The sequence below is a fragment of the Paenibacillus sp. FSL H7-0940 genome, from assembly GCF_037979415.1.
GTDB classification, from domain to species: domain Bacteria; phylum Bacillota; class Bacilli; order Paenibacillales; family Paenibacillaceae; genus Paenibacillus; species Paenibacillus amylolyticus.
This window is the reverse complement of the sequence record NZ_CP150280.1, coordinates 3,803,573-3,815,305: the sequence shown is the minus strand read 5'-3', so window position 1 is coordinate 3,815,305 and position 11,733 is coordinate 3,803,573. Positions and strand designations below refer to the sequence as shown.

The 11,733-nt window shown below is 47.5% G+C and carries 11 protein-coding genes; 8 read left to right on the top strand and 3 right to left on the bottom strand.

What is annotated here, in order from left to right:
* The first annotated feature begins 2 nt into the window (after positions 1-2).
* From MHB71_RS16740 to MHB71_RS16715, 6 genes are read left to right on the top strand one after another with little or no spacing between them, the layout of a single operon-like run.
* Entirely contained in the window at positions 3-1,469 is a 1,467-nt protein-coding gene (locus tag MHB71_RS16740; protein WP_340026974.1) for an NHL repeat-containing protein, read from the top strand.
* The gene (locus MHB71_RS16735; RefSeq protein ID WP_076209262.1) at positions 1,450-2,070 is read left to right on the top strand and encodes a YIP1 family protein; all 621 of its coding nucleotides are present in this window, start codon (positions 1,450-1,452) and stop codon (positions 2,068-2,070) included. Before MHB71_RS16740 ends, MHB71_RS16735 begins: the two co-directional genes overlap by 20 nt.
* Before the next feature lie 14 nt (positions 2,071-2,084).
* Entirely contained in the window at positions 2,085-4,670 is a 2,586-nt protein-coding gene (locus MHB71_RS16730; protein WP_340026973.1) for a DUF5696 domain-containing protein, read from the top strand.
* A complete protein-coding gene (locus MHB71_RS16725) occupies positions 4,667-5,566 on the top strand; it encodes a sugar ABC transporter permease (RefSeq protein WP_076209260.1) in 900 nt (299 codons plus the stop codon). The genes MHB71_RS16730 and MHB71_RS16725 overlap by 4 nt, the downstream gene beginning before the upstream one ends.
* A 28-nt stretch (positions 5,567-5,594) precedes the next feature.
* Complete coding sequence (locus MHB71_RS16720) at positions 5,595-6,605, top strand: carbohydrate ABC transporter permease (RefSeq protein WP_081745928.1); 1,011 nt, start codon at positions 5,595-5,597, stop codon at positions 6,603-6,605.
* A 28-nt stretch (positions 6,606-6,633) separates the two neighbouring features.
* A complete protein-coding gene (locus tag MHB71_RS16715; protein WP_340026972.1) occupies positions 6,634-7,596 on the top strand; it encodes a glycosyl hydrolase in 963 nt (320 codons plus the stop codon).
* A 147-nt stretch (positions 7,597-7,743) separates the two neighbouring features.
* Here MHB71_RS16715 and MHB71_RS16710 read toward each other — a convergent pair whose 3' ends face one another.
* The gene (locus MHB71_RS16710) at positions 7,744-8,010 is read right to left on the bottom strand and encodes a hypothetical protein (RefSeq protein ID WP_017689713.1); all 267 of its coding nucleotides are present in this window, start codon (positions 8,008-8,010) and stop codon (positions 7,744-7,746) included.
* Positions 8,011-8,233: 223 nt separating this feature from the next.
* Between MHB71_RS16710 and MHB71_RS16705 the strand changes: the two genes are divergently transcribed.
* Entirely contained in the window at positions 8,234-8,842 is a 609-nt protein-coding gene (locus tag MHB71_RS16705) for a DUF1349 domain-containing protein (RefSeq protein ID WP_340026971.1), read from the top strand.
* A 26-nt stretch (positions 8,843-8,868) separates the two neighbouring features.
* Here the strand turns inward: MHB71_RS16705 and MHB71_RS16700 are convergent, their stop codons facing one another.
* Both MHB71_RS16700 and MHB71_RS16695 read right to left on the bottom strand, forming a co-directional pair.
* Positions 8,869-9,975 (bottom strand): MFS transporter, encoded by a 1,107-nt coding sequence (locus MHB71_RS16700; protein ID WP_101313291.1) that lies wholly within the window; start codon positions 9,973-9,975, stop codon positions 8,869-8,871.
* 88 nt (positions 9,976-10,063) lie between these two features.
* Positions 10,064-10,594: a TetR/AcrR family transcriptional regulator gene (locus MHB71_RS16695; protein WP_036610260.1), complete on the bottom strand. Its 531-nt coding sequence runs from the start codon at positions 10,592-10,594 to the stop codon at positions 10,064-10,066.
* Positions 10,595-10,829: 235 nt separating this feature from the next.
* Between MHB71_RS16695 and MHB71_RS16690 the strand changes: the two genes are divergently transcribed.
* Positions 10,830-11,675 carry an AraC family transcriptional regulator gene (locus MHB71_RS16690; protein WP_340026970.1) on the top strand — a complete coding sequence of 282 codons (846 nt, stop codon included), beginning with the start codon at positions 10,830-10,832 and terminating at the stop codon, positions 11,673-11,675.
* Positions 11,676-11,733: the final 58 nt, after the last annotated feature.

Below are 11,733 nucleotides of genomic sequence, written 5' to 3'. Positions count from 1 at the left end.
ATATGGCACGCACAGTGAAAAGATGGCTTGTTCTCCTGGCGGCAGTATCTCTGCTGCTGGTGAATGCCGTGCCTGCGGCGGCCTCCCCGGCGCCGTATGAGAGTTATAACTACAACTACTGGAAAGAGGCTGTTCCTTCACCAGATGCCTATCTGCCCGAGCGTACCATATCAGGCCGTGATCTCGGCATTAGTGAGTTTAAAGACCCTGGTGATGTGAATGTTTCACCTTCCGGGTTGATCTATATTTTGGATAGTGGCAACAGCCGAATTGTTGTATTGGACCCAGGCTTTAAGCTGCTGCGCGTCATTGATGGATTCATGATGGATGGTAGCAAGGAGACCTTCAACCTTCCGGGCGGATTGTTCGTGGATGAGCAAGAACGCATATACGTCGCCGATACAGGCAACGGTCGTGTGGTTGTCCTGGATGGAGAAGGGACACTGATTCAAACCATCACGAAGCCCAAGTCGGATATCCTGTCGACCCAATTCCAGTTCCAGCCTTTGAAGCTGACGGTGGACCATGTAGGCCGAGTGTATGTTGTGGCGCAGGGGGTCTACGAAGGGATTATGCAGTTTGACGAGAGTGGGAAATTTATCGGATATGTCGGTACCAACAAAGTGGAGCGGGACTACGGCGAATATATCTGGCGCATGTTATCAACCAAAGCCCAGCGCGCACAGATGGTTCTCTTTGTTCCAACGGAGTTCTCCAATGCGGATATTGACCACAAAGGATTTGTGTATGCAACGAATATTGATCCCGGCTCAAATGAACCGATCAAACGGCTGAATCCGTCTGGTGAAGATGTACTGAAGCGGTTTGGTTATTACGATGTCAAAGGCGATATCCGGTTCCGCAACAATCCGGGTCCATCCAAACTGATCGATGTGAAAGTGCTGGGCGACGGCATGTACAGTGTATTGGATGCGACACAGAACCGGGTGTTCACGTACGACGATGAAGGTCATCTGCTCTACATATACGGTGGCAAAGGAAATCAGGTGGGCACGCTCAAAACACCTGTCGCGATTGAACAATCGGGTGAGCATCACTTGGTTCTGGATCGGGGCAAGAACAACCTTGTCGTTTATGCGCCAACCCGTTTTGGTGCCCGTGTGAATGAAGCGGTGGTACTCCACTATCGGGGCGAGGACACGGAGGCCGTGAATATATGGAGAGAAGTGCTGAAGCTGAATGCCAACTATGACATCGCTTATATCGGTATCGGCAAGTCCTTATTAATGGAGAAGAAAAACGAGGAAGCGCTAGGTTACTTTGAACTTGGGATGGATCGCAAGAGTTATTCTGTGGCGTTCAAGAGGCATCGGCGGGAGATGATGAAGGAACATTTTGGTACATTCCTGACCGCTGTAATCGCGCTGATTGTCATTCTGATCCTGACCCGGGTGACGGTTAAATGGAGACGGAGGAGGCAGGTTGATCGTGAAGCAGGATTTCATTAAGTTTCCGCTGCATCTCATTTTTCACCCCATTGATGCATTCTGGGACCTCAAGTCAGATAACCGGGGACGGCTGTTTGTTGCTTTTGCAGCATTGGCGCTTACCATTGTTATGATGATTTTGCAAAAGCAGTACGCAGGATTTCTCGTTAATTACATCGATCCTCGTACGATTAACAGCATCATCGAAATCGCCACGGTTGCAGTACCTTTCTTTCTATGGTGCATGGCCAACTGGGCGGTAACAACTTTGATGGAAGGGGAAGGCAAGTTCAAGGAAATCGTTCTGGCGACAGGTTACTCGCTCATTCCGGTTATTCTGATCTATGCCCCAATGATCGTGATCAGCCGTTTTATGGTGCAGGAGGAGACTGCTTTTTATTATCTGTTCAATAGTATTGCGTTCTTCTGGTTTGTACTGCTTCTGTTCATTGGCATGATGACGGTACACCAGTACACGGTGATTAGAACAATCATTACGATGGTGCTGACGCTCATTGTGATGGGCATTATCGTATTCCTTGGCGCACTGGTCTTCAGCATGCTGCAACAGCTGTACGAATTCGGTTATAACATTTACCGCGAGTTGATTTTTCGGACCTAAAGGAGGCGGCATCCGTGAACAAAAGGCAACGATTATATACGGTGCTGGCTGGTGGTGTAGCTGTAATCATGATTGCAGCCGGGCTGCTGTATATAAACAACAGGGGAGTTCCTGCCGTAGAAGCCGCGGCTTATCTGGATACGACAACCAAAGCCATGCCCGTCACGGAGGAACCGTTGCAGTTCCTTAGCGACTCCTCGCAGGGTGTGCCTGGTATGCAACTGGTCGCTGAAGATCAGGGACTCGCCCTGTACTATAACGAGGAGACCACGGAAATTGCAGTACGTGACGGGAAAAGTGGAGAGATCTGGTATAGCAACCCGAAAGAACGGGCTGAGGACGGTCTTGCTTCCGCGTATGAAAAAGAGGTGCTGTCCTCCCAGTTGAATGTGTCTTTCCGGGATGCGATGGGCACACTGGAGAACTTTCCGAATTTCAGCTCCAGCATTAGCAACAAACAATTCACAGTGGGCCACATCGATCAGGGGATTCGGGTGAACTATACGCTTGGGGATACGTCACTTGGCATTGATGCGCTGCCCAAACTGATTAGCAAGCAGCGGCTGGAGGAGAGAGTGCTTTCCAAGCTGGATGCTACTGTCGCAAGGTACACATCTGCCCGATATTATCCAACCAAGAGCAATCCGGATATTCTGGAACGGCTGGATGGACAGATTTCGAAGCAACTTGTGCTGAACAAGATGCTGGGTGCCTTTGAGACGGCGGGGTATACGGCGGACGATCTGGCTTTTGACAATCAGGAGAACGGAGTCGAAGGCGGAGGTGTGTCGGATAAGCCGAGCTTCGTCATTTCTGTGGAATATCGACTTGAGCAGGGGGCACTCGTTGTGACTGTACCTCTAAGCCAAATAGAAGAAAGTGGGCAATACCGCATTCGGAACATTGATTTGCTCGCTTATTTTGGTGCTGCGGATACAAAGGGTGAGGGTTATATGCTCGTACCTGATGGTTCCGGCAGTCTGATCCATCTGAACAACGGAAAAACCCAAGAAGAGCAGTATGTACAGCGTGTCTATGGCGCAGATCCAAATGATAATTCGCTCAGTCGTCCTCAGGTTAGTGAATCCGCGTATATGCCTGTGTTTGGTCTGAAGAACGGGGAGAATGCCTGGTTTGCGGTGATTGAAAAAGGGGACGGCATTGCCAGTATCTCTGCGGATATTGGAGGCAGACAGAATAGCTACAACCATGTACACGCGACCTTCTCCCTGCGCGGGGAGGATGAATTGGAAATGTACACCTCGCAGAAAATGCAGGAGATTCAGCTGCTTAGCGAAGAGCCTTACCGTGGAGATATTCAGGTCCGTTATCATTTCCTTCATGGAGAAGATGCCAGTTACTCGGGTATGGCCCGCCTGTATCAGCAGCAGTTGATAGAGCAGGATGTACTGAAGCCGCTCCCAGAACAGACGGAGTTGCCGTTTTATGTGGATGTGCTTGGTGCAGTGGATAAAAAGGCTTCGTTCCTGAGTGTACCCTATCGGACCACTTTAGCCATGACCACGTACGAACAGGCTACAGAAATGGCAGCGAAGTTACAGCAGGATGGTGTTGAACGTGTACAAATGCGGTATCAAGGATGGTTTGGCGGCGGCATCAGTCATCATACGCCAACCCAGGTGAAGTTGGACAGTGAAGTGGGCAGTCGTTCCGAACTGCAGGCGTTGTCCACCAAGCTGGAGCAGTCGGGTGGAGCTCTGTTCCCGGATGTGGCTTTCCAGCACATGTATCACGATGATATGCGCTTTGCTCCTTCCTCGGATGCAGCGCGGTTTGTAACAAAGGAGACAGCAGAATTGTATCCGTACAATCCTGCACTTAATCGCATGGATCAGAGTAGGGACAGCTATTATTTGCTCTCAGCGGCCAAGCTTCCTTATGTAGTGAGTGAGTTTGCTGACAAATTCAATAAATTGGATCTCGGCGGGTTATCCCTTCGTGATCTCGGGCAGGTCCTGACTTCCGATTATCGGGATAGTCGGGTGATTCATCGGGAGACGGCGAAGAACATTGTGAAGGAGCAGCTGGGCAAGCTGGAACAGTCCTATCCGAACCTGATGGTATCCGCAGCAAATAGCTACGCTTGGGGAAGTGCGCAACATGTTGTAAATGTGCCCGCAGGATCGAGTCGGTTCAATATTACCGATGAAGAAGTTCCTTTTTATGGGATGGTCATTCATGGATACATGAACTATGCGGCATCTCCGATGAATACGTCGGGGGATCAGGATCTCCGCAAACAGTTGCTACGCAGTCTAGAACTCGGGGCAGCTCCGTATTTTCAATGGACCTATGAACCATCATCCAGGCTAAAGCTGACGAATTATGATTCGGCCTACGCAACGGAGTATGCATATTGGGTGGATGATGCCGTTGCTTTGTATAAGCAGGCCAATGAAGTGCTGGGAAATCTGGCGAATGAGCAGATTTTCAAGCATGAACGCATTCAGGATGGCGTTGTCCGGATCACCTATACTGGGGGTACATCCATCCTTGTGAATTACAATGCGGATGCAGTAACCGTGGATGGAACAACGGTTGGCGGGACGGACTATGTGGTGGGAGGAGTGAACCGATGAGAACCATTCGATTATCGCTGAAGTCACGGAGAGCGCTGCTTGGACTTGCATTTATATCGCCGTGGCTGATCGGTTTCATCTTCCTCTTTGCCACACCACTCCTGCAATCAATTCGGTTCAGTCTGAGTAATCTGTCCGTTGCTCCGGGCGGGTACGTTCTGGAATACGTTGGATTTAAAAATTTCAAGGATGCGCTTCTGGTTGACGCGACGTTCAACCGGATTCTGGTCGACTCGGTTGGAGCGATGCTACTGAATGTGCCGATGATTTTGTTCTTCAGTCTGTTTACGGCCACACTGCTTAACCAGAAGTTCAGAGGCAGAACGATGGCACGTGCCATCTTTTTCCTGCCGGTTATTCTGGCTTCGAGTGCAGTCGCAGCAGCTGAGTCTGCGGGATTAATCAATCTGATGGGGGATGCGAGTGCGGTGGATGCATCAGCCGATGGCGGTGCTTCGTTCAACGTGGTATCCATTGTGCGGATGCTGGCGGATGTGGGATTACCGATGGCCTATGTGGATTACATTGTAGAAGCCATCATGCGGATCTATGAGATTATTAGTAGCTCAGGTGTTCAGATTCTGATCTTCCTCGCCGCGCTGCAATCGGTACCGGGATCGATGTATGAGGTTGCGAAGATCGAAGGGGCGACAGCTTATGAATCATTCTGGAAAATTACATTTCCCATGGTCAGTCCGTTGATTCTGACAAATGTCATCTATACGATCATTGATTCATTTGCCGGGAGTCCAGTCACACAGGCCATCTACCAAACCGCATTCAAAACGCAGAACTTTGGCTTAAGCTCGGCGATGTCCTGGCTGTACACACTGGTTATTGGCCTTGTACTGATCGTAGTGGGCTGGGTATTGTCACGGCGGGTTCACTACAACTGACGGTTAACATTAAGGGAGGCTTCAGATTATGGCTGCATCAGGGACAGATCGCATGGTGGTAGTTCCGAAGCAGAATTATCACATGCATCGGGTGCGAAACAAAACATCGGACCTTCTCTATTCCATATTCAGATATGCACTGGTCATCGGCATTTCATTTATTATTTTGTACCCGTTATTTCTCAAAGTGTCAGTTGCGTTTAAGGATAAACAGGATATCTACAATCCAACGATCTATATGATTCCCCAGCACTTTACATTGGATAATATCCGGCTAGCGGCGCAAGTGATGGATTACCTGCCTCTGCTGGCGAACACGTTATTGTTTGTTACCATCACAACGCTTCTGACAGCGATATCCTGTGCACTTGCCGGATATGGCTTCGCCCGGTTTTCGTTTCCGGGTAGTAATGTACTCTTCATCCTTGTGATTCTGACGATTCTGGTGCCGACAAGCACACTTATGGTGCCAATGTATCTGCATTTCCGCAGCTTTGACTTTATGGGCATCATCCAGTTGTTCTCTGGAAAAAATGGTATCAATCTGCTGAATACGTATTGGCCTTCCATGATCACGGCTGCTACAGCGGGAGGGCTGAAGGCGGGGCTGTTCATCTATATTTTCCGTCAGTTCTTCAAGGGCATGCCAAAGGAAATCGAGGAGGCTGCATTGATTGACGGCGCAGGTGGATTCAAAACGTTTGCTCGAATCATGCTGCCCAATGCAATCTCGCCGCTGATTACGGTCATTTTGTTCTCGTTTGTATGGCAGTATAACGATACCTTTTATTCGGCATTATTCATGAGTGAAAGTCCACTGATATCGCTGAAAGTGGCTTCCTTACCTGCTCAGGCGAACCAGTTGATTCCGCAGCTGATGGGCTTTGGCTCGAACTCGGGCATCAAGGCCGATCCAAACTATGTGGCGATGATTGTGGATACAGGCATTTTGCTGGCTATTGCACCCCTGATCATTTTGTATCTGTTTGTGCAACGTTATTTCGTGGAGAGTATCGAACGTTCTGGTGTAGTGGGTTAACATGTTAAATCCAATTGGAGGTGTAGAGATGACAGTGCGTGAGATCAGCAGAGTTCCGGTGAATAAAGCAGCGACTCCCGAAGCAAAAGAACTGATGGCGTTCCTGGTAGAGCGTTATCAAAAAGGGATGTTGTCAGGCCAGCAGGATTATAGCAATCTAAACTGGATTAATGAAAATACAGGACGGAAACCAGTTGTGATTGGCTTTGATCTCATGGAATATTCGCCATCAAGAACAGAGCGCGGTGCGGTCTCCCAGGAGATTCGGGATGCGGTAGACTGGCACAAACAAGGCGGGATCGTGACGCTATGCTGGCACTGGAACGCACCGACGGATCTGATCGATGAACCGGGTAAAGAGTGGTGGCGGGGGTTCTATACGGACGCGACAACCTATGATCTTGCCTCCGCGATAGCTGATACTGAATCGGAAGCATATCAGTTATTGATTCGGGATATCGATGTTATTGCTACACAGTTGCAAGAGTTGAAGGATGCTGGTGTGCCTGTATTATTTCGACCACTTCATGAAGCGGAGGGTGGCTGGTTCTGGTGGGGAGCGAAAGGCCCCGAACCTGCCAAACAGTTGTATCGTTTGTTGTATGATCGATTGGTTCAAGAACATCAGCTGCACAATCTTATCTGGGTCTGGAACTCGGAAAAACCGGAATGGTATCCAGGGGATGATATCGTGGATATTGTGAGTGTAGATGTATACCCGGAAGCGGGAGATCACAGCCCGCTGGCGGCACGTTACACCAACCTGCGAGAGCTTGTGAAGGATAGTAAAATCATTGCACTGGCCGAGAACGGCTCCATCCCTGACCCTAAGCAGATGAAGGAACAGGATGTACACTGGAGTTGGTTCTGTACCTGGACAGGTGGATTCCTGAGAGACGGGACGCATAATGAACTAACGTTTTTGAAGGAATTGTACCATAGCAAAGAGGTCATTACGCTCGATCAGTTACCGAAGTGGAGTTGGTTATAAGAATCCTACGTCCAACTTGAATTGGAATCAATGAAGCGTTAGTATTCGCTGTAAGAATTCATGCGAATACTAACGCTTCATTTGTTGGTAGCGCACATTTGTTAATGGAACCCATCACCCCTGAAACATTAGAAGTTGAACAACCATTTAGTTTGACGGGTGTAACATAGCTTGGATATTGGTATGTAAAGTCACGCTGGAAGTGAATAAAATATACGATTGATTCACTGTGCGGATCAGAATCCTCTCGCTTGTGCCATTGACTGGACCGATCCGAATGGCGGATGGTTCGCTTCCACCGTACGTATCATCCAGGGTGACCGATGTGATATGTGTGATGGGAATTTCAATTTTGGAAAACTGCCACCGGATGACCAGTTGATCTTCTACTTTTTTCACGTTAACACCAAACATAGGATGACCTCCTGTTGTGATTCAAATTATTGAAGTAATCTCGTATGTCCAGTTTATCATATTTTGGATAAAATTACCTTATTAATAATAAAGAGTGACGATTTCTATCAACTGATATCAGGGATGGGAACTTGATGTAAAACCTACAGGATTAACCATGACACATACCGAATACCAATAGAGAAGTTAGAAAACTTAAACTCCAACACAAAGGGTGTGCCACATGACGAATCTATTCGAACATTGTTCAGGTCAAACATTATCCGCCAACCTGGGATGGCTGAACGAGCCAACAGATTGGTCCATTGAAGACGGCAAAGTAACGATAACTGTTTCGCCGATCAGTGACTTTTTCATTGATCCGGGTGGTGAGCCGGTGAAAGCTTCAGCTCCATTTTTACATACGATAGTCAAAGGAGATTTCAGCATCGTCACTCAAGTACAGGTGGACATGAAAGAACAGTATGACTCCGGGTGCCTGATGGTGAGGGTGGACGATACGAATTGGGCTAAAGTCTGCTTTGAGTATTTTGAGGAACAGCCGTCCATTCTTAGTGTTGTTACTCGTGGTAACTCGGATGATTGTGTATCTGCACCTGTAGACGTTAATAAGCCTTATTTACGTGTAGCCCGGGCAGGCAACAGCTTTGCTTTCCATTATTCTCAGGATGGAGAGAAGTGGAAGCTGGTTCGTTATTTCGGACTCGACTGCGCGGAAGAGATCAAAGTTGGCATTGTGGCCCAATCCCCCATTGGGCAAGGGACCACGGTTACTTTTACAGACGTACAGCTTCAACATGGAGTGACCGGAAGTGTTCGCCGGGTAAAATGACAGCGATCAGAAGGTTGTTCTGTCATTTATTTCACCCGAATTAACATTCCGAACAGACCGAGTATAGCAAAGGCCAGAAATGCCGTTGTATTGGAAAACACTTCGATCGTATAACCTGCCATAGATGATCCAAGGAATTGCCCAACACCCAGCGCGAGAAAGGCAAGGCTAATTCCGATGGACACATTTGGACTGAATAGTCTCGTCGCCCAAACGATAAATACACTGGTCAGGAAAATATACGTGCTGCCAAATATGATCGCAGAGATGAGACTGGCAGTCATTGAAGGCAGAAGGATAACCCCGAGCGAAATAGCCAATAAAAGTATGCCTATTCGGTAGGACCACCCAATCTCGAACCGTTCAATAATGCGACCAGCGCATCCACCGAGTATCCCCATAACCCCCATCACAATCCAGAACAACACGGCTTCCGAATCGGAGGCCCCTTTCTCGTCTGTGAGGAAGTTCCGGGCAAAGGTCCAGTAGATTGCAGAACTGAAACCTGTCAACAGACAAGCCATGAGCAGAGCAGACCCTGGTCTGGTAGGTTTCATACATGTCCAGAGAGACTTGGTACAAGGCAGTGTCTTGGTTGCCGGAATAACACGTCTGTTCCACAAAAGAACCACAACACCGATTACAGCAAACAGGATGTAGGTTAGACGCCAGTAATCCGTGAACAGCCAGTAGAGTGGACCTGATATTACAATTCCGAAGCTCGTCCCTGTGTTAATCCAGCTGTTGCCTCTTGCTTGTAGCTCGGGAGCAAGCTCCGCATTAACCGTGTTACCGAGGGCTGGAGAGGCCCAGCCTGTACTCAAACCGGCTAGAAATATACTAAATGTAAGAACCCATGCATTCTGAGCCAAGGCGATGCCGGTTAATCCGAGCACTGCGCTGATCCCTGCCAATTGAATGACATAATGATGTCCCTTGCGATTAATCAACAGTGGTGCAGTTAGAAGGGACAGACAGTAGGCAATATACGTTCCTGAGTTAATCGCGCCAGAGGCTGCATCATTTAATTGTAAGGCTTCCGAAATTTCCGGCATAAACAATCCATAACTGAATCGCCCGAATGCATAACATACAGCGATAAGTGCAATGCCTGGAAAGATAATTTTTTTCATTAAATCCACCGCCTTTTAGATAGAACGATCATTATATTTCTTATTAAATAAAAAAGTGAGTTGAAATATTAACTCACCCGGAATAGCTTTATTTGAAACTGGTCTGCGTCATATGGATCAGCTCAAGGCAGACGTCATTTACATTTTCTGTCTCAGCAAGTGCCGTGGAACCCTCCAGCAGCAGGGAGAATCGCAATAGATCTCGATCACTTGCAACAGGCGCCAATGTTTGGATTAAAGTTCGCATATGTCTTTTATGCGCATTTACTGTCTGCACGATGATATGATCTGCATGACCTCCGAATTCTTCTTTGGCGCGTAAAAATAAGCAACCTCTTGATTCGTGTTCCTTCAACCAAGTTGCATGTCCTTCAGCCAGATTGAGGAACATGGGCTGTGCTTTATTGTCTGCATATTGCCTGAGTTGTTCTAAATAACGCTGTTCGCGTCGTAAGAGTACCTGGACAATGAGATCATCCTTGGACTCAAAATGATTATATAACGTCATGATGGCAATCCCGGCATCCGTGATAATCCGCTTCAAGCCGATAGAATGGAAGCCGTGGAGGTAGAATAATTCTTCAGCCACGTTCAAAAGCATTTCCTTTTTGCTGCTCATGATCAGTGATACTCTCCCTTCAAAATAAGATAGAACGATCATTATACTTGTAGGCTATAATATATCTTTTACATTGTCAAATGTTGTGACTCCTCTTGTCTTTGGTTAGTTCAAAGCCTGGGCAGGGCGTTATATGAACAACGTCGTTGCACATTAACCGGACATATGAGAGCACAACATGACAGGTTTTTGGGTGGTTTATCCGTTATATTAGACATCAAGGAGTGATTATTACATGAACTGGATCAACGCATTACAGGTCGCTATTCAATATATGGAAGACCACTTGCTCGAAAATATGACAATGGAGCAGATTGCAGCGCAGGCCCATATCTCTCCTTTTCATTTTCAACGTACCTTTGCCTTATTAACAGATGTTACTGTAGGCGAATACATAAGACGAAGACGATTGACACTGGCGGCACATGAGCTGCTTCAAAGTGATCACAAAATCATTGATCTGGCATTTAAATACGGTTACGACACACCGGAATCTTTCTCCAAAGCATTTCGTAGACAACATGGGATCGCACCCAGTGAGGCTCGTAAAAATAGTAACGCTGTCCAATCGTATAATCGTCTGGTGATTCAAGTGAGTCTAAAAGGAGCAGAGCCGATGAAATATAAAATCGTTGAACATCCCGAATTTACGTTGGTAGGAGTAGAGGAAACTTTCTCATATGCAGATCAAGAACATCTGCAAGGAATCGGGAAGATGTGGCAGGAAGCGTGGACAAGCGGTACAGAGGATCGTTTATTTGAACTGAACAACGGGGATATACCAGGGTTACTTGGCGTCGTTGTGGATCAGAGCGAAATTCAGGAGAAACAGATGCAATACTGGATTGCTACGACTTACGATGGTGAAGTACCGGAAGGATTATCAAGCTTCACCATACCTGCTTCCAAATGGAGTGTATTTGAGGTAGAAGGCCCGATGCCGGAGAGTATGCAGCTTCTGTGGAAACGGATTATTTCGGAATGGTTTCCATCCAACCCTTATGAGCACGCATATATGCCGGAGCTGGAAGTATACCCGGGGCCCAATCAACCTCCACAAATCTGGATACCGATTAAATAAATTTTAACCGTTTCAAACTCGATCATTGTCGCCCATAAACATTCGGATAACCGAAGCT